Here is a 19521-nt window from a genome sequence, read left to right as displayed (position 1 = left end):
GCTGGAGGGCGAGCTTCTGCAGGCGTCAGCCATTGGCGGCTTGGCGAGGCTGGCAGGTTGTACGGTTGGGAGACGCCGCGGACCCATATGAGATAAGGTGACGGACACCTGCGCGTTATCGCGCAACCGATCTTCACGAAGGAACCGTCAAAGGAAGCCGTACCATGAGCCGCCTTTTCGAGCCGCTTGCCATCGGTCAATTGGAAGTACCGAACCGCATCGTTATCGCGCCGATGTGCCAATACTCCGCCGAGTCCGGCTCGGCGACCGATTGGCACATGATTCACCTCGGGCATCTGGCGCTGTCGGGCGCAGGCCTTTTGATCCTTGAAGCGACCGCCGTCTCGCCCGAGGGCAGAATCTCGTCTGCGGATCTCGGCCTTTATTCCGACGCGAACGAAGCGGCGCTCGGCCGCGTGCTGAACGCGGTGCGCGCGTATTCGCCGATCAAAGTCGCGATCCAACTCGGGCACGCGGGCCGCAAGGCGTCGAGCCGAGCGCCTTGGGAGGGCGGCACGCAGGTGTCGTCGCGCTCGCCCGATGGCTGGAGGACGGTGGCGCCGTCAGCAGTGGCGCACGGCAAGGAAGAGGAGCCGCCCATCGCGCTCGATCGCGACGGTCTCGACAAAGTGCGGGACGACTTCGTCGCTGCCGCACAGCGTGCGGCCCGCCTCGGTATCGACGGCATCGAGTTGCATGCCGCGCATGGCTATCTGCTGCATCAGTTTCTGTCACCGATCGCCAACCATCGCAGCGACGAATACGGCGGCAGTCTCGAGAACCGCATGCGCTTTCCGCTCGAAGTGTTCGACGCGGTGCGTGCTGCTGTTCCGGCTGACAAGCCGGTCTGGGTCCGAGTCTCGGCGACGGATTGGGTGCCGGACGGCTGGGACATCGAGGGGACCCTGGCGTTCTCCACCGCGCTCAAAGCACGTGGCTGCGCGGCGGTTCATGTGTCGACAGGAGGCGTCTCGCCCGAGCAGGCGATCAAGCTCGGCCCCGGCTATCAAGTTCCGTACGCCCAACGCGTGAAGGCGGAGGTGGGCCTGCCGACGATCGCTGTCGGCCTCATCACTGAGCCCGAGCAGGCCGAGGCCATCGTCGCCGACAACGAGGCAGACGCGGTCTCGCTGGCGCGTGCCATGTTGTACGATCCACGTTGGCCTTGGCATGCCGCAGCAAAACTCGGCGCCCAGGTTGAGGCGCCCAAGCAATACTGGCGCTCACAGCCACGCGAGTTCAAGGATCTTTTTGCCGGAGCCGCATTCGGACAGCGCTAGCGCTGTGATCGTGCGGACCCATCGACCGCCTTGACGGTATCGGCCGCAGGGCGGCCCGCATTCGTGCCGGAGCGTTGCCCGCCGCGTGCCGGCGGCGCGTAAGATGGCGAGACGACGGCTGTCGGGCTTTAGGCGGTGAGTCGTCCTGACAGGCAACTGGAGACGCCAATGACCCAAGTCATCGATGCGGCCGCGCCGCTGTGGTTCTACGATTTCGTCTCACCGTTCTCGTACCTGCTGCTGGAACAGCACAACAAATGGCCCAGCGTGCCGTTCGGGCTTGTGCCGGTATCCGTCGCGGCGCTCTACGAGCACTGGGCCCAGCGTGCGGCGCACGAGGTGCCGCCCAAGCGTGTATTCGTCTACCGGCACGCGCTCTTTCGTGCGGAACAGCTCGGCATCCCGTTCAAAATGCCGCCGGTGCATCCCTTCGATTCGACGAAGCCGCTTTTGCTGGCCGCGGCACTCGAGGCGGATCTCGCCTCGGTTTGCGCGATGTTCCGCTTTATCTGGCGGGAAGGACGCGACCCTTCGACGCCCGACGGCTTCGCCGACTTGTGCAGCCACTTGGGCGTGCCGCATGGTGAGCGCCTGATTGAGCACGAGGAGACGAAAGCGCGGTTGCGGCGCAACATCGACGACGCGCTCGTGCTCGATGTCTTTGGCGTGCCGACCTTTCGCCTGCACCGGCAAATCTTTTGGGGCGAAGATGCGCTGCCGATGATGTTGTATTGCGCGCGCTCGCCGGGCTGGCTGGAATCGCCCGAAGTCCGGCGCATCAGCACGCTGCCGAAGGCGCCTCCCGCGTCATGACGCTTAGCGCGGGTTGGCACGCCGCCGCTCGGTGACACGGTATTCGGTCGGCGAAAGCGCCAGTCGTTTGCGGAAAATCTTTGCGAGGCCGTCGCCGCTGCTGACGCCGCAGCGGCGGGCGATCTTGTCGACGGGCAGATCGGTGGCGACCAAGAGCAGGCAACTCGCGTCGAGCCGCGCGCGCAGCAGGTACTCAGAAGGCGTGAGCCCCATTTGTGACTTGAAGCGGCGCAGAAAGCTGCGCTCGCTCATCGCCGCAACCTGAGCCGCCTTCGCCACTGAGATGGGCCTTCCGTAGTTTTCGCGTATCCAGCGCGCTGCGGCATTGATCTTTTCTCGCGCGCCGCCTTCGTCTAGCTCGCCTAAGACGGCGCCGAGCCGCCGCCACGCGCCTGGCATCGAGCGCTCCGAGATTTCGTGGGCCGCATCGGCGCCGCGATCCCGCTTGATGACGGAGAGCGCGGCCGCGATCGGCCCCAGCGGGTCGTCGAGCGCAACGGGCTGCTCGACGAGGGGCGCCGTGCGCGCCGCCACGCAGAGCGCGATCGGCATGCCCGGTTCGATGCGTTTTTCGAAGCGCTGTGCGGCTGCATTGGCCGCGGCGAGTACCGCAAATCCTTCACCAATCGGCTTGACGACGCGCGAATGCTGGAGCACTGCGCGCAGGTCACGCAAGAACGCGTCGTCTTCTTTTGCACGCGTGGCGCCGAGCCCGCCGGTGATGAAAAGCACGTCGAATCCCTGGGACGTGTAGTCCCCCAGCCGCTCAGACCAGACCCGCATCGCGCCACTGCTCGCAATGCTGCCACCCATCTCGGAGACGATGGCGAGCGTGTAAGGCTCATACGGTTCATGCCGCTCATCGCTCGCATAACGCTCGTGCAAGTCTTCGGACAGTTGTGGCTCGCTCTCGACGGGGTAGAGCGCAGGCGGCGGCGGCGCGAGCGAGCGCGTCGCGGCGTCATGCTCGTGCTCGATCTCGAGCTCGTCGGCAAGCCGGAAGATCTCCGCAACAGAACTTACTTCGACTAGTGAAAACGAGTCGAAGATCAGAATAGCGATGCGTTTAGCCATGTGAAAAGGTGGCGTGACGGCCGGAGCGTTCCAAGAAACGGGTACCGCATCGTAGCGTTCGCCTCACAGCGTGGAAACGGGTGCGTGCACGTGCCGAAGCGGATCACCGCGAATTACCGCAGAAACGCCCAAACGGAAAACGAAGGCACGTCGGTCGTCGCCATCATAGGCGCCGCGCTGGCTGCCGCTCATCGCAGCGTCGGAAAACCGCGACATGTTGGCCAATGTCTTCGATAGTTTTACCTTCAACGAGCGATGTAGCCGGCCGGTGCGCTGACGTGCGACTTCATGACGGCGGCGTTGGCCGACACAACATAGATCGGGGACTCGCTCAGCGTGAGTTCGGCGCGGCCGTTGCTGTACGGCAACGTGGCGGCATTGCCCATTGCATCGAGAACGGCGATTTTGCCTGACGTGCCGCTTGTGTCGACCTGTAGCGAATAGGGCACGCTGTAGGAATCGCTGAAGCCGGTCGATGCATTCCAGGCCGCATTGCTGTGCGTCCACAATGCCGTCACGACCTTACCGCCGTTCAGTCGTTGGAACGCGTAGCCATAAACGCCTGCCGGCAGATCACTGAGATAGCCGAGCGTGGTGGTGCCGTCGATGATGCGCGTCATCGCCGCCACGACCATCGCGGCTGGCTTCGGGCTGATGTTGCTCGCGCCATAGCCGCCTTTGGCGTTCGCCAGATCGAAGAAGAGACCGTAGCCAGGCGGAGGGTCGGGAGGATCCGACGAATAGAACACGTATGTCACGTCGGCGCCTTCGCCGAGCAAGATCAAGTGTGCGCGCGCGACGACGGCACCCTGCGCGAAAAGCACATCGTGCGTCGGATAGTCGAAGCCATAGGACGAATCGATGTCGTAGCTGATGCCCGTCTCCGTGACAAAGAGCTTGGCACCGGGCTTGAGATCACGGGCCATGGCACGGCGCAGTTCGCGCATCGAAGCGGGCAACGCATTGGCCGCCTTGGCTGGATCGGGATCGGTCGCGAGACGCTCCGGCGGATGCGAGGGTGAGCAGCCGACGTCGTAATAGCCGTGGATGGCTACGCCGTCGAGATAGCGCGCAAGGCCAAGCGGTGAAAGGCGGTCTAGCCATCGCGTGTTGACGCGCACCGACGCATTTGTCGTTCCCATGACGACGGCATGAGGATCCGTCGCATGGATCGCTTCGTAAGTCGCGCGGTAGAGCGCGACAAAATGTGCGTCGGTATCGCGCCAAGGCAACCCGCTGTCCGGATCGGGCTCCCAAGTGACTTGATAGTAATTGTTTGTCTGACGCGGGAAGTACTTGTTGCGAATGAGTGCTGAATCTGTGCCCACACGCCGCATGTAATTGCCGTATGCGTCGATCGATACCGGCAGGTAGCTATGCGTCGCCTTGCCCGTTGGGCTTGCCCATCCCGGTATGCCATCGAGCTGGATGAGCCGCAGGATGTCGCCTGTCCTGAAATGCGGCGTAAGCGTCTGCGTGCTGGGACTGAACGTGTTGGCCCGTTCGGGCTCCATCATGTACCAGTTGCGGTTGTCGTTCGTCCATGCGAGGCCCAGATCGGTATAGAGCGGCCGATAGCCGTCGCCGTCGCAGCACTTCTCGCCAGGCAGCAGGAAGTTGGCACCCTGGCCACCGAAGCGATGCTGATCATCGCGAGCGTAACGCACCGGCGGTAACACAGCGGACACGTCGGGCAGCACACCGAAGGTAACGATTCCCGCCGGACGCGTGCCGCGTGACGGCAGCGTGTTGCCTGCGCGCTCGAGCGTTGCCGAGTATGAAAAATACCCGGCGGCCGACGAACTGCATTGCAAGGCCGTCGTACGGGCGCCGCTCGCCACAGTAAAACGTCCGCTTGCGCGAAGGACATCGCGATCGTCGCGCAATGCCCACACGACGCTATCGTCTGCGCTCGTGCGCGTCGTCACAGCGATCGTGAACGGGCCACCGAGCTTGAACAACCGAGTTCCGTTGCTCCCGGGGGTATCGGCTTCAATTGCGTCGCCCTTGGTCGTGTTCTCGGCTGTCGATCCGTCACGCGTCTTGCAATCTATCGAATGTGCCGCGAGGAACATGGAATGCACGGCTGCGGGACGCGATGCGGGAGAGGGCGGTGACGCACGCGCCGCGCGGATAACTTCATCGTCATTCTGGCCTTGCCCACATGCGGCGAGCGCCATCCACATAAGCCAGATTGGCAGGTGTCGTGTCCTGCCTCCGTGCAGAGGGCGTTGGACGTGACGTCGCCCGATGCGGGGAACGCACCCGGACGACGTACGGGCATGCTTGAGCGCAGCGAGCATGACGGCCCCCGCAGTGATCGAGTCGGCTTAGGACTACACCATAACGCCCGCGCTTGCACCGTGATCCGCCGAACATTGTGCGCATTGGGTGACGGGTGGCGCATGCAATTGCGCGCCGGGGGTGAGCGGGCGGAAATAGAAAGCGTCAAGAGTCAAGTCCACGCGAATATGGCCTGGCGAACGTTTATTCCTGTCCTGAAGAAAAATGTGCTGCTTTGTTTTGTCAGAAACGACAGTTTTTGTGTGTGAAGACTCTGGTTTTTTAGGGGTAAATCACATTTGAAACATTCCGGGCGTGGTCAATCCCATTGTTAATATAAATACAAATTTAAGAAAAAGCTTCCGATTTGAATGTGCGTTGCGACGCCTGTTATATCCGCCAGTGTGTCCTGCGCAACACACCCGTTTTCAGCCACCGTCTATCTTCGTTGCAGTGCGTTTCGTTACGGCAGGTCGCCGGTGGAACGACAGCTTGCCTTAGGCTTTTTCGGTCGTGCTGCCGCTTTCGTCATGCGTATATCGCGCTTTTTGCATTGCGGAAGCTATTGAGCAATTGAGCGAATAAAAAGGGATGGAGATTAACTGATTGCATAAAAATTGATGAAATTGAACGCGCGAGCGGGCGCAGTAAAAAGACGTTGGATTCTCGCGACATCGGTCGGAGCCTTTCCGCCAACATGTCGTTGATTTGCGTCACGGCGTCAGAAATGCGTAGTCGCTCTGCCTATGATGCACTGCAAATTGTCCAGGGAGGATGGCCGAAATGCAGGCAACGACTTCTGAGGGAAATGCCATGCCTTACGCCAGTAATGCGAATATTGAGCCCGTAGTAATGGGTTGGATGAGCGCTGCGGAGAAAAGCGCCCGTTGTGCGACACGTCGTGTGGCGATCGTCCTGTTTGACGGCTTTTCGCTACTTGGAGCCGGACTTGTCGCCGAAGTGTTTCATGTTGCCAATGAGCTCGTATCGACGCGCTCGAGCGACGAGTGGGTCTACGACGTTTCGTTTCTTTCCGCTGGCGGCGGCAACGTGACGTGCTCGTCTTCGGTCCGAGTCTGGACGGACGGGCTCGATGCACGGCATTTCAACGGTTTCGATGCGCTGTTCATCGCGGGCGGCAAGGGCGCACATGCGGCGGCCAACGACGAGCGTCTGATTGGCTGGTTGCGTCGCGTTCATGTGAAGACAGCCAATGTGCGCTCGATTGAAGAGGGGCGCGTGCTGCTCGAGGCGGCCGGTATCGCCAACCGCGACAGTGAGCACCAATTCAGCACCTACCTGAGGCAGGCGGGGCGTGACACTCCCCCCGTCGATACGAACGACCAGCTAGCGCCGATGAAAGGCGCATTGACGATGGTCAAGCGTGACCTCGGCCTCGACATTGCGCGTAGCGTCGCGGAGCGGCTCATGCCAGGTTCCAGCGCGCGCTTCGTACCGCTTCTGGGCGACGCGGGCGCGGCAAGCGCCGGCGACAAGATCCGCGCGGCGGCCCGATGGTTGCAGGACAACTGCGATCGGCCGATCTCCATTGCCGATGCCGCGCAGGTCGCCGCCATGAGCGAGCGCAACTTCCTGCGCCGTTTCAAGCTCGAGCTAGGCATGACGCCGTCGGACTATCTACTCCAGGCACGCCTTGCGATCACGTGCAGCTTACTCATCGATTCGGAATTGCCCGTGGACAAGATCGCACGCCGCAGCGGCATGGGCAACGGTGACCGGCTGGCCAAGATATTCCGCAAGCGCATGATGATTTCGCCGACGGAGTTTCGGATGCAGAGCCGCCGCGAGGTGGGCAGCTGAGGAAAAAGCGCAAGCAGCACGCGCAGCAGGTGCTGTACGAAGCCGCCGCGACGCGGATGGTTTCAAGGGAGAGAAAATGAATTCTCACGAACAACGATACGGCCGCGGAGATGGCCGGCTATCAGCCCGGCCCGCCGCAGCCGTCGCCGGCCGTGTCCGGGTTGCGAGTGCGCCTGCGCCTGCGTGCAAGCGTCTTATCCCCGTGGTGCTGGCGGGCGGCTCGGGCACGCGTCTATGGCCGATGTCGCGGGAGCATTACCCGAAGCAGCTCATCGACGTGCTCGGCGCCGATTCGTTGTTGCAGGCGACGATGCGCCGCCTCGACGGCTTTCCTGACGGCTGGGAGATGGACGGTGCGCCGATGGTCGTTTGCGGCGGCGAGCACTGTTTCATCATCGACGAGCAGCTGCGCGCAAGCGGCGTCGCCCCACGGCTGATCGTGGAGCCGGCGCGGCGCGACACGGCGCCTGCACTCACGCTGGCCGCAGCACTCGCGCGCGCTGACGGCAAGGACGCGATCCTCGTCGTCATGCCGGCCGACCACGCAATTACCGATATTCCCGCCTTGCAAGGCGCGATCGAGCTCGCGGCGCGATACGCTGAGCGCGGGGCGATCGCAACGCTCGGCGTGCCGCCGACGCGCCCCGACACGGGGTTCGGCTATATCCGCATAGGAGAAGCGCTTGGCGACAGCGCGCACGAGATCGATGGTTTCGTCGAAAAACCGGCGGCCGAGCTGGCGGCGCAGTATCTCGCGGCGGGCACCTACTGGTGGAACAGCGGCATTTTCATCATGCGCGCATCAGTCTGGCTAGATGCGCTGCGCGAGTTCCGGCCCGATATGCACCAAGCGTGCATCGCCGCAGTCGAGCGCGGCGCGATGCATGGCGCGCGTTTCGATCCTGCGTCCGATGCGTTCTCGCGTGCGCCGGCCGATTCGATCGATTACGCGGTCATGGAGCGCCTCGGCTCAGCCGATTCGTCATTCCGTGGCGTTGTGATTCCGCTGCAAGCGGGGTGGTCCGACCTCGGCTCGTGGGACGCCGTCTGGGACGCGCTCGAGAAGGATACATCCGGCAACGTCGCTCGCGGGCGAGTGGTGTTCGAAGGTGCCACATCGACATATGCCCATTCGGAGGGCCGACTCGTCGCGTGCGTGGGCACGACGAACCTCGTCGTCGTCGAAACGCCAGACGCGGTGCTCGTGGCCGACCGCTCGCATGTCCAGCGCGTGAAGGGGCTTGTTGCACGCATCAAGGCCGAGCACGCGCCCGAAGCCGACGTGCACCGCAAGGTGCGTCGCCCATGGGGTTTTTACGACTCGATCGATCAGGGTGAGCGCTTTCAAGTCAAGCGCATCGTCGTGTCGCCAGGCGCGCGGCTGTCGTTGCAGATGCATCACCATCGCGCGGAGCATTGGGTCGTGGTGCGCGGAACGGCGCTTGTCACGCGCGGCGACGATCAGTTTCTGTTGAGCGAGAACGAGTCGACCTTCATCCCCCTCGGCGTTCGGCATCGACTGGAAAACCCGGGCAAGGTGCCACTCGAGATCATCGAAGTGCAATCGGGCGCCTATCTGGGCGAAGACGACATCGTTCGCTTCGACGATCAGTACGGAAGATGTGCGGAGCAATCCGCCCATGAAAAAGGCAACAACGAGGGTACTGACGCCAGCGGCAGGACTCCGTCCTGACAAGGCGATCGGTCCCCGCGGGGAGTATGGACATGCGTGACCTACAAGGTTTGCTCGCACGGCTCTTCGATGTCGCGATCATCATTGCGACCGCCGTGCTCGCGTCGCACATGCGGTTTGAGGACTGGGCACACCGTAGCTTCACGGACGCGTTTGCGCTACTCACGGCCGCGTTCGCGCTTGTGATGCTTCCCGTCTTCGGTGTCTATGAATCGTGGCGTGGCCGCTCGAAGTGGCTGCTGGCAGGGCAGGTCGCGCTCGCGTGGATTGTCGTCCAGGCGTGCGCGCTGATGGTGATGTTCGCGCTGCGCCAGATCGATTTCGTCCCGCGCCTTTGGTTCGCCTATTGGACGGCGCTAGCTGGTGGAATGCTGATCGCTTACCGGCTTGCGGCGCACGCTCTGCTCGGACGGCTGCGCTATGCCGGTATGAACCTGCAACCGGTAGCGCTCATCGGACGTGGCCTGCATTGCGAGGCGATCCTGCGCCGCATTGCTGCATCGCCCGCGACGGGTTTTCGAGCGACGGCCATCTACGATCCCAAGGCAATCATCGGCGCCGAGCTGCAAAGCGGTGAGTGCAACGACGCTCCAAGACTTGACCAGGATGCCGCTCCGGCCGGCACACCGGTTTCGTCGCTCGGCATGCCCTTTGCGTCTCACTTGGCTCCCGTGTCGGGGCAAGTGCCCTTGCCGGTCGCCGCGGAAATCTCTTCGATATCGGAGACCGGCGAGCAACGCTTCGACCAAATCGAAGCGTTTGCACAGTACGTGCGAACGAGCGGCGTGCGTGAGTTATGGCTTGCTCTGCCGCTCTCCGAAGAACGCATCATCCTCAGCATCGTTGCCGAATTTCGCAATGAGCTCGTGAACATTCGATTCATGCCCGACATGCGCAGTCTCGCGCTCTTTGACAAGAGCAGCGTCATCGATCTCTTGGGTGTGCCGGCGATCAACCTCGTCGCCTCGCCCCTCTCGCCTAGCGCACTGCTGAAGAAGGATCTCTTCGATCGGGTCTTCTCCGCGTGCGCGCTCATCGGTCTTGCGCCGCTCATGATCGTGATTGCCATTGCCATCAAGGTTTCGTCGCCGGGGCCGGTGTTCTTCAGGCAAAGGCGCAAGGGCGCGGACGGCCGCGTATTCACGATCTACAAGTTTCGCTCGATGCGCGAGCACAAGGCAGAGCCGGGCGTCGTCAAACAGGCTGTGCGCGAAGACCCGCGCGTGACAGCAGTCGGCGCCTTCTTGCGTCGTACCAGCCTTGACGAGCTGCCCCAGTTTATCAACGTGCTCAAGGGCGATATGTCCGTGGTCGGCCCACGTCCGCATGCGCTCGAGCACGACGATCTGTACCAGAAAGTGGTCGCGGGCTACATCCACCGCTACCGCATCAAGCCTGGCATCACGGGCTGGGCACAGATCAACGGTTTTCGAGGCGAGACCGATCGCATCGAAAAGATGGAACGGCGTGTGGCGTATGACCTGTACTACCTCGGCAATTGGTCGTTCGCCCTCGATATGAGAATCATCGCCGCGACCGTCGTTAAGGGTCTCATGCACAACAACGCCTATTGACGACAGTCGATCACATGGTGCCGCGCAGCCTGAAAGGCGGCACCCCAACCAAGAACCGGCACGGAGGACCAAATGATGTGCTTTTCAGAGCCGCGCATTCGCGCATATTTGACGATGTTTTGGATCGCGTTAGCGAGCCTGGTTTCGGCATGCTCGATCGTGCCCGGCCAGCGCATGATTACGCCGCCAACGGTCGCCGAGAAGGGCGGCGAGTACAGTACGGAGCCAAAGGAGGAGTTGCAGGTCCCGATCACCGACATCAACCTCCAGCTGATTCGCCAGATGGACGGGCATGCAAACGGCGCGCCGCTCTCGCCCGAATTGCTGAGCCTGATCGCCAAGCCGCATCCGTATCTGGTCAAGCCGGGCGACGTACTGCAGATTACCGTTTGGGATCATCCCGAGCTCGCGGCCGCGCTCGGACAGCCACAGCAGACGACGCGCGATAGCGATGCTGTGCCGGGCTTTCTCATCGACGAGAAAGGCGAGATCCAGTTTCCCTATGCGGGCACGGTGCATGTGGCAGGCGAGACGGTCGACGAGGTGCAGCGCAATATTTTCTCGCGTATCAGCAAGGTCTACAGAAATCCGCAGGTGACCGTGCGCGTCGCGTCCTTCCGCGCGTCGCAGATTTATATGGACGGCGAGATTGGCAGGCCAGGCTCGGTACAAATCAATGACATTGCGATGACACTCACGCAGGCGATCGGCCGCGCCGGCGGGTTCACGGCCAACGCGAATCAGTCTCGCGTCACGCTCGTGCGCGCAGGCGTCACCTATGCGATCGACTTTAACGATCTCGTGAGGGCAGGACACACTCCCAACGAAATCATCCTGGAGCCCGACGACATATTGCACGTCGGCGCGCGCGACGAAGCCGGTATCTACCTGATGGGCGAGGTGAACAAGCCTGCCACGATCATGCCGATGCGCAACGGCAAGCTGACACTCGCCGAGGCCATCTCGCAGGCGGGCAGTTTCGACCCGAACACCGCCAACGCCAAGCAGCTTTTCGTCATTCGCGATTTGACGGGCGCGAAGCCAGAGATTTTTCACCTCGATGCGACGTCTCCTGTCTCGATGGTGCTGGCCAATCAGTTCCAGCTGCGGGCGAAGGACGTCGTCTATGTCGATAACGGTGCATTGGTCAAGTTCAACCGGGTCCTGAACTTGTTCCTGCCCGCGATCAACGCAGGGCTGACAGCGGCCATCCTGACCAAGTGATGCAAACCTTCATCCCGTTGCGCGACAAGGCACGGCGGGATGTGTCGTAAGCGAGCAAATGTTATGGCTATCAACTTCGAGAACCGTTACACCGACGTCTCGTCATCCGACGAATTGCGCCTGACGGATTACCTTCAGGCCATATTCGGCAACTGGCGTCTGATCGCAACGATCACGCTGGCGGGGACGCTGATGGGGCTGGGCTACGTTTTCCTGGCTCAGCCTGTGTACAAGGCCGATGCGATCATCCAGGTCGAGGACATCGAAAACGCCGACGCCGGTGGTGCGGATCAGCAACCGAGGGTGGAGCCGCTTTCGCGAATGTTCACGAAAAAGGCGACCACGGCCGCGGAGATGGAACTGTTGAAATCGCGTCTGGTTACCGACGCGACCGTGCGCAACCTCCATCTCGATATTGCGGCCCGGCCGCGCACGCTACCGGTGGTCGGCCCCGTGCTCGCTGCGCTCACGACGGGAAAATGGGGTTTCCAAGTCAAGCCGTTCATGAACTTGGGCGGTTTCGCGTGGGGTAACGAGAAGATCGTTGTGTCGCGCTTCGATACGCCGAGGGAGCTGTATGGCAAGGATTTCTCGCTGACGGCGGGACCGGGTGGCACGGTGACGCTCAATGATCCGGACGGCATTGCAATCGCAAGCGGCCGAATCGGTGAAAACGTGAGCGGCGTCACGGCGGCAGGCCCGGTCGTTTTGCATGTCGACGAGCTGACCGCCCGCCCAGGCACGCGATTCGAGTTGACGCGCTGGTCGACGCTGAGCACGGTTGAACGCTTGCAAAAGGCGCTGCGCGTAGCGGAGACGGCGCTGCAATCCGGCGTCATCAGCCTGACTCTACAAGGGGAAGATCCACAGCTGACCGCCGATGTCGTCAACGGCATTGCAACGCAGTTTCTCAAGCAAGATGCCGACCGGCGTATGGCCGAATTGGAGCGGACCCTTGCCTTTCTCGAAGAGCAGTTGCCGCAGTTGCGTCGTGAGCTCGATGGGGCCGAGCAGCGCTACAACACGTTCCGCAACAACCACGGCACCGTCGACTTGAGTGAAGAAAGTCGCCTGCTGCTGCAGCAGATGGTCGATAACAGGACGAAGCTCGCGGACTTGGAGCGGCAGCGCGCGGACCTTTCGCTGCGTTTTACGGACAATCACCCGGCCGTGCAGGCGCTCAATGCGCAGATAGCGCAATTGCAGGGCTCGCAGGGGCAGATGACAAGGAACGTCGCGACACTGCCCGACACCGAGCAGACCGCGCTGCGGTTGTTGCGTGACGTACGCGTCGATACCGAGCTTTACACCAATATGCTCAACAGCGCGCAGCAGCTGCGGGTGGCGAAGGCCGGTCAGATTGGTAACGTGCGCGTCGTCGATTTTGCCCAGACGCCGGATACCCCCGTGTGGCCAAAGCGCTTCATCGTGATCTTGGCCGGCTTTGCCGGCGGGCTGTTTTTGGGCACTGTGGCTGCGTTCGTGAAGAAGGCGCTCTATGGCGGCGTCGAGCGTGCGGACGAAGTCGAAAGCGCGGTGGGCGTGCCGGTGTTTGCCGTGGTGCCGCGCAGCGGCTTGCAATTGCGCTTGCAGCAAAACGTGATGATGCGCCGGCAGGGGCTGCATGTGCTGGCCGCTCAATCGCCGCAAGATGTCGCCGTCGAGGGCGTGCGCAGCCTTCGCACGACGTTGCAGCTTTCGCTGGACCAAGCGCCCAACAACATTGTGATGCTGACGGGATCGCGTCCGGATGCAGGCAAGTCGTTCCTCTCCGTCAATCTCGCTGCGCTCGTCGCCTCCGCGGGCAAGCGCGTGCTCGTGATCGATGGCGACATGCGACGCGGTGAGGTGCACTCGCATTTCGGCGTGCGGCATCAACCGGGTCTGTCCGATGTGCTGAGCGGCGCGGAGCCCAACGGTGTGATCCAGCACGAGGTGCTGCCGGGCCTGGACGTCCTGACGAAAGGCACGCTGCCCACGCATCCGTCAGAACTTCTGATGAGCGATCGCTTTCGCGATCTGCTCGATGCGCTCTCGCGACGCTACGACCTAGTGATCATCGATACCCCACCGGTACTGGCCGTCACGGATTCGACCGTCATCGGCAAGCATGCCGGCACCACGCTTCTTGTCGTGCGCTATGGACGCCATCCAATCGGCGAGATTGTGGAGACGGCCAAGCGGCTCGAGACGGGCGGCGTGAACTTGAAGGGTGTGCTGCTTACCGACGTGCCGCCTCCCATGCCGTTGCTCGGCTCTTCGTACCACGGCGGTTACTACGGATACGAAAGCATTGCCGAGTGAGCTTGGAGCAGATTCTCCGTTTTTTCCGGGTTGCCGCAGTCCGCGGTGGCGCGGGTTCACCATCGAGAGGGGGTGAAGATGAATCGAAAGGTCGCGTTGATCACGGGTGTCACGGGTCAGGACGGCTCGTATCTTGCGGAGCTGTTGCTTGGCAAGGGCTACGCTGTGCATGGCTTGAAGCGACGCACGTCGCTGTTTAATACTGACCGCATTGATCATCTCTATCGTGATCCGCATGACGAGCGCGGCGGCGGGCTTCATTTGCATCATGGCGACCTGACTGATTCCGCGAGCCTGTTGCGCGTCATTCAGCAATGTGAGCCCGACGAAATCTACAACCTCGCCGCACAAAGCCATGTGGCCGTGTCATTCGACGAGCCGGAGTACACGGCGAATGCCGATGGCCTCGGTGCGCTGCGCATCCTTGAGGCTATCCGCCACCTCGGGATGGAGAAGAAGGCACGGTTTTATCAGGCGTCGACATCCGAGCTGTATGGCCTCGTACGCGAGGTACCGCAACGTGAGACGACGCCGTTCTACCCTCGAAGCCCCTATGCCGTGGCAAAGCTCTTCGCCTATTGGACGACAGTCAATTATCGCGAGGCTTACGGCATCTATGCCTGCAACGGCATCCTTTTCAACCATGAATCCCCGGTGCGCGGCGAAACGTTCGTCACGCGCAAGATCACGCGTGCGCTTGCACGCATCGCAGTCGGACTCCAAAAGGATCTGTATCTAGGGAACCTGTCGGCGTTGCGTGACTGGGGCCATGCCAAGGATTACGTCGAGATGCAGTGGTTGATGCTGCAGCAGGAGCAGCCCGAAGACTACGTCATTGCCACCGGCGAGCAATACAGCGTGCGCGAGTTCGCTCAGCGCGCGGCGGCGGAACTCGGCATTGTGGTCCGGTTCGAGGGCAGCGGCGTCGATGAGGTTGGCATTGCCGAGCACGTCGAAAACCGCGAAACGCGCGTTTCCGTCGGCGACGTCATCGTGCGCGTCGACCCGCGCTACTTCCGGCCCACCGAAGTGGAAACGCTGCTCGGCGACCCTTCCAAAGCGCATGAGCAGCTTGGCTGGCAGCCACGCGTATCGTTCGACGCACTCGTGAAGGAGATGGTCCGAGCCGACTATCAGCTCGCGCGGCGTGATGCATTGGTGACGCTGGCGGGATTCAAGGCACTCGAGCATCACGAATGAGGTAAGGGAATGGACAAACATGCCCGTATCTACGTTGCAGGCCATCGAGGGATGGTGGGCTCAGCGCTCGTGCGCGAGCTCGAGGCGTACGGTTACTGCAACCTCGTCATGTGCACGCATGACGAGCTTGATCTGACCGACCAGCACGCAGTCAACCGGTTCTTCGACGATACGCGCATCGAAGTCGTGTTGCTCGCGGCGGCGCGCGTCGGCGGTATCCTCGCGAACGCCTCGAAGCCGGCAAGCTTCATCTACGAAAACCTCGCGATCGAGACGAACGTGATTCACGCGGCCTACCGTGCGAAAGTCGATCGACTGGTTTTCTTCGGCTCCTCATGCATTTATCCGAAGCTGTGCCCGCAGCCGATTCGCGAGGAATACCTGTTGAGTGCACCGCTCGAGCCGAGCAATGACGCATACGCCATCGCGAAGATCGCCGGCCTCAAGATGTGCGACGCGTATAACCGGCAGTACGGCACGCACTACGTTTCGCTGATGCCGACGAATCTTTATGGGCCGAACGACAACTATGACCCGCAGGGCAGCCACGTGCTGCCTGCGCTGATCCGCAAGGCGCACGAAGCGAAGCTTGCGCATGCCCCGGCGCTGACCGTCTGGGGCACGGGCACGCCGCGCCGCGAGTTCCTGCACGTTGACGATCTGGCTGCCGCCACGCGCTTTTTGCTGGAGTGCGAGGTAGGCGAGGGTATCTACAACGTTGGCGTCGGAGAGGATTTGTCCATACGCGAGCTTGCCGATTGCGTGGCGCACATTGTCGGCTACGAGGGTGACCTTGTTTTCGACGCGTCGAAGCCCGACGGAACGCCACAAAAATTGCTCGATGTGTCGCGGCTCACCGAGATGGGGTGGTGCGCGCGCATTGGCCTCAAGGAGGGCATCGCCAGGACGTACGGCGACTTTACGTCGCGCTATCGCACGCTTGAAGCGGCTTCGAACGGATGAGTACGATGACTGCAACCGTGACAATCTTCCATAACGTCGTGTGGTCTCGGCACAAGGGAGCGGTGTTTTCAGCGCTGCACAATCTCTCCCCGGCCGGCACGATCCGTTATTCGGTCGTGCAGATCGCAGAGACGGAAACCTACCGGGTCGGCTTTTCGGACGTCGATTACTCGTTTCATCGCTATCCGATGCAAACGCTTTACGACGGCTGCTACGAAGACGTTCCGTTTTTTCAGATGTTGGGGCGACTTACCTGGGAAGTCCTCAAGGCGAAGTCGGACCTCATCGTGCTGCCCGGTTATCACCGCCCCGAATACTGGGCCATGCTGGCCGCTTGCATCGTGACGCGAAAACGCCGAGCGGTGTTTTGCGATTCCACTTCGCGCGACCGGCCACGGCGATTGCGCACCTCGATCCCGAAGCGCATTTTCTTCGCGCTGTGCGACGGGTACTTCGGTTTCGGCGAGCGAAGTCGCGAGTATTTGATTTCACTCGGCGCCAAGAAGGAGAGAATCTTCGTGCCTTGCCAGGCGGCCGCCCTGCCGCGCTCGTTTTCAACCGAACGCGCCCTCGATGAGCGCATCGCGCATCGCACCGGTAACGAGCCCGTCTTTCTTTATGTCGGCCGCCTGTCCGCAGAAAAAGGCATCGACACGCTGCTCGAAGCATTTGCGCAGGTGCTGACTTCTGTGCCCCGCGCGAAGCTGCGGATTGTCGGCACTGGGCCGCAGCACGATGCATTGAAGGCATTGATCGACACGCTCGGCATCCGTGAAGCTGTTCACTTCGCGGGCAGTTTGCAGGACGAGCCGCTTTCGCGCGAATATTTCAGTGCGCTATGCCTTGTGCTGCCCAGCTACAGCGAACCGTGGGGACTCGTTGTCAACGAGGCGTTGGCCCATGGGTGTCCCGCAGTGGTCAGCGATCGCTGCGGCTGCTTGCCGGAACTCGTCCTCGAGGGGAATACCGGCTTGTCCTTCGAAGCCGGCAACGTGCCTGCTCTGCGCGATAGACTGCTTGCGGCTCAGCGTGAGTTCAGGGACACCGATCGCACGGCACGACGCTGTATACAGAACATCGAGCGCTTCGATCCGCGCACGGCGGCCGCCAACATCGCGCGCGGCTGCGCGACCATGCTCGTCGGCTCGAACGACGGCGAAGCCGCGTCGAGTGCGCAGCGGTTGCGGCAATGAGGCTGCTTGTCTACGGCATCAACTATGCGCCTGAACTGACCGGAGTCGGTAAATACACGGCGGAAATGGCTGAGGCGCTGGTCGCGCGCGGCCATGAAGTGCGCGTCGTGGCCGCACCGCCTTACTATCCCACGTGGCGCGTGGCCGACGGTTGGTCGGCGTGGCGGTATCGGTGTGAAGTGCGCAGGGGCGTGACGGTCTGGCGTGTGCCCCTGTGGGTGCCGGCGCAGCCGAACGGCGCAAAGCGTCTTGTGCATCTTGCTACATTCGCGCTCACTTCCCTCGCTCCTTTAGCGCTTCAATGGCGCTGGCGTCCCGATGTCGTGATGGCGGTCGCGCCGACGTTGCTGTGCGCACCGGCCGCGCTGGCGATGGCACGTGCGACAGGTGCGCGGGCGTGGCTGCATGTGCAGGACTTCGAAGTTGACGCCGCCTTCGGCCTCGGGATGCTCGAGAGCGCGCGGGCGGCGCGGGCGGCACGAGCAGTGGAGCGTGCGCTGCTGCGCCGCTTCGATGTCGTGTCATCGATTTCCGGCAAGATGGTGGATCGAGCCGAGGCGCTCGGCGTGGATCGATCGAAGCTTTTCGCTTTACCGAACTGGGTCGACGTCGAGACGATTCGTCCGCTCGATCGCGTGAGCGTCTATCGACGAGAGCTGTCGATTTCCGAAGACGCGAAAGTGGTGATGTATGCCGGCAACATGGGTAGGAAGCAAGGCCTTGAGCATCTGGCGAAGGCCGCGGCGCTGCTGCGCGATCGTACCGATATCTGTTTCGTCTTTTGCGGCGAGGGGCCCACGAAGACAGACATCCAGGCTCGCTGCGCGGACTTGCCGAATTGTCGGATCATCGGGCTGCAGCCGGCCGAGCGCTTGAACGAGCTGTTGAACCTGGCCGATATTCATGCCTTGCCGCAGCGTGCCGATGCTGCCGATCTCGTGATGCCATCCAAGCTGACCGGGATGATGGCGAGTGGGGCCGCTATTGTGGCGATGGCAAGCGCCGGAACAGAACTCTACGAAGTGGTCTCACCGCGCGGAGTGGTGGTCGAGCCCGACGATGGCGAGGCGCTTGCGTCTGCCATCGTCAACCTGGCCGATGACGCGCCGCGTCGTGCACGGCTCGGCGCGGCGGCACGGCAGTATGCGCGGGACATGCTTTCGCCCACATCGGTGTTCGGTAGGTTCGAGGCTAAGCTGCTGGAAGGCGTGTACCCGGAGACGGTGGGCTTCGCCGTCGAAAACTCCGTCCGCGATCGTGCCGGTGCGAGTGGGGCGACGCAGGATAGCGGGAGCGGTGCGAACAGTAATTTTTAGTACCGAAAATACTTAGGACTGCGAATAAAGTGGATTGATGAAAGAAGAAAGTGCCGGAAGTCTTCGCGCTGGACTATCGATAAAAGGCAGCCTGTGCCCGAAACATTCGAGCATACTTTCCGTTCACGATGAGCAAATCGTCATGCCGACCTTCCTCAATGATCCGCCCGCGATCGAGTACGAGGATGCGGTCGACGAAACGCGTCAGCGCGAGTCGATGACTGACGATCAGCGCTGACTTACCCGTGGCGGCGCTCAAGATGAGCCGCATCAGGTCGGCTTCGGATTCAGGGTCGAGCGCGGAGGTGGGCTCGTCGAAGATGAGCAGATCGGCATTGTTGGCGTGGGCGATGGCCCGTGCTATCGCGAGCCGCTGCCATTGTCCACCGGATAGCTGCGTGCCGCCTTCGAGTTCGTTGGTGAGGGGGGCATCGAGCCGCGTCACCAGATGGGAAAGGCCGACGGAGGAGAGGATATCGGCAATCCGTCCGTCATCGTACGCGGCCGTTGGCGTAAGCGCGAGGAATTCGCGTGGCGAGAGCGGCAAGCACGCAAAATCCTGAAAGACGGTGGCCACTTTTGGTGCCCGGCCGTTCATCTGCCAGCCCATCGCACCGGACGTGGGGCGGTATAAACCGCATATGAGCTTGATGAGACTCGTCTTGCCTGCACCGTTGTCACCTACGACGGCCACCGTTTCACCGGTACTCACGCACAGATCGATGCCGTGCAACGCGTCATGCCGTGCTCCCCGATAGCGCAGCGAGACGGCGCGAAGCGTCA

General features: G+C 62.1%; 14 protein-coding genes. 11 read left to right on the top strand and 3 right to left on the bottom strand.

Annotation, left to right across the window (positions count from 1 at the left end):
* Positions 1–164: 164 nt before the first annotated feature.
* Complete coding sequence (locus VL598_RS14295; RefSeq protein ID WP_325327382.1) at positions 165–1280, top strand: NADH:flavin oxidoreductase/NADH oxidase; 1116 nt, start codon at positions 165–167, stop codon at positions 1278–1280.
* 168 nt (positions 1281–1448) lie between these two features.
* Positions 1449–2093: a DsbA family protein gene (locus VL598_RS14290; RefSeq protein WP_325327381.1), complete on the top strand. Its 645-nt coding sequence runs from the start codon at positions 1449–1451 to the stop codon at positions 2091–2093.
* 3 nt (positions 2094–2096) lie between these two features.
* On the opposite strand, the gene VL598_RS14285 is transcribed toward VL598_RS14290, so the two are convergent.
* Positions 2097–3167: a helix-turn-helix domain-containing protein gene (locus VL598_RS14285; RefSeq protein ID WP_325327380.1), complete on the bottom strand. Its 1071-nt coding sequence runs from the start codon at positions 3165–3167 to the stop codon at positions 2097–2099.
* A gap of 245 nt (positions 3168–3412) precedes the next feature.
* Positions 3413–5242: a hypothetical protein gene (locus VL598_RS14280; protein WP_325327406.1), complete on the bottom strand. Its 1830-nt coding sequence runs from the start codon at positions 5240–5242 to the stop codon at positions 3413–3415.
* A 1021-nt stretch (positions 5243–6263) separates the two neighbouring features.
* Between VL598_RS14280 and VL598_RS14275 the strand changes: the two genes are divergently transcribed.
* From VL598_RS14275 to VL598_RS14235, 9 genes are all read left to right on the top strand, one after another.
* Positions 6264–7271: a GlxA family transcriptional regulator gene (locus tag VL598_RS14275; protein ID WP_325327379.1), complete on the top strand. Its 1008-nt coding sequence runs from the start codon at positions 6264–6266 to the stop codon at positions 7269–7271.
* A gap of 76 nt (positions 7272–7347) precedes the next feature.
* Positions 7348–8964, top strand: coding sequence for a mannose-1-phosphate guanylyltransferase/mannose-6-phosphate isomerase (locus tag VL598_RS14270; protein WP_325327378.1), 1617 nt, complete (start codon positions 7348–7350; stop codon positions 8962–8964).
* A 32-nt stretch (positions 8965–8996) separates the two neighbouring features.
* Complete coding sequence (locus VL598_RS14265) at positions 8997–10538, top strand: undecaprenyl-phosphate glucose phosphotransferase (RefSeq protein WP_325327377.1); 1542 nt, start codon at positions 8997–8999, stop codon at positions 10536–10538.
* A gap of 75 nt (positions 10539–10613) precedes the next feature.
* Positions 10614–11762 carry a polysaccharide biosynthesis/export family protein gene (locus VL598_RS14260; protein ID WP_325327405.1) on the top strand — a complete coding sequence of 383 codons (1149 nt, stop codon included), beginning with the start codon at positions 10614–10616 and terminating at the stop codon, positions 11760–11762.
* A 63-nt stretch (positions 11763–11825) separates the two neighbouring features.
* Entirely contained in the window at positions 11826–14066 is a 2241-nt protein-coding gene (locus VL598_RS14255) for a polysaccharide biosynthesis tyrosine autokinase (RefSeq protein WP_325327376.1), read from the top strand.
* Between the two features lie 78 nt (positions 14067–14144).
* Complete coding sequence (gene gmd / locus VL598_RS14250; RefSeq protein ID WP_325327375.1) at positions 14145–15266, top strand: GDP-mannose 4,6-dehydratase; 1122 nt, start codon at positions 14145–14147, stop codon at positions 15264–15266.
* A 9-nt stretch (positions 15267–15275) separates the two neighbouring features.
* Positions 15276–16229: a GDP-L-fucose synthase gene (locus tag VL598_RS14245; RefSeq protein WP_325327374.1), complete on the top strand. Its 954-nt coding sequence runs from the start codon at positions 15276–15278 to the stop codon at positions 16227–16229.
* Between the two features lie 5 nt (positions 16230–16234).
* On the top strand, positions 16235–17422 hold the full coding sequence (locus VL598_RS14240; RefSeq protein ID WP_325327373.1) for a glycosyltransferase family 4 protein: 1188 nt from the start codon (positions 16235–16237) through the stop codon (positions 17420–17422).
* A complete protein-coding gene (locus VL598_RS14235; protein ID WP_325327372.1) occupies positions 17419–18738 on the top strand; it encodes a glycosyltransferase WbuB in 1320 nt (439 codons plus the stop codon). Before VL598_RS14240 ends, VL598_RS14235 begins: the two co-directional genes overlap by 4 nt.
* A 73-nt stretch (positions 18739–18811) precedes the next feature.
* On the opposite strand, the gene VL598_RS14230 is transcribed toward VL598_RS14235, so the two are convergent.
* The coding region (locus VL598_RS14230) for an ATP-binding cassette domain-containing protein (RefSeq protein ID WP_325327371.1) at positions 18812–19521 on the bottom strand (710 nt) is incomplete at its 5' end.

It is taken from the genome of Trinickia sp. (genome assembly GCF_035492435.1).
Lineage (GTDB): Bacteria > Pseudomonadota > Gammaproteobacteria > Burkholderiales > Burkholderiaceae > Trinickia.
This window is presented reverse-complemented; position numbering and strand designations above follow the sequence as displayed.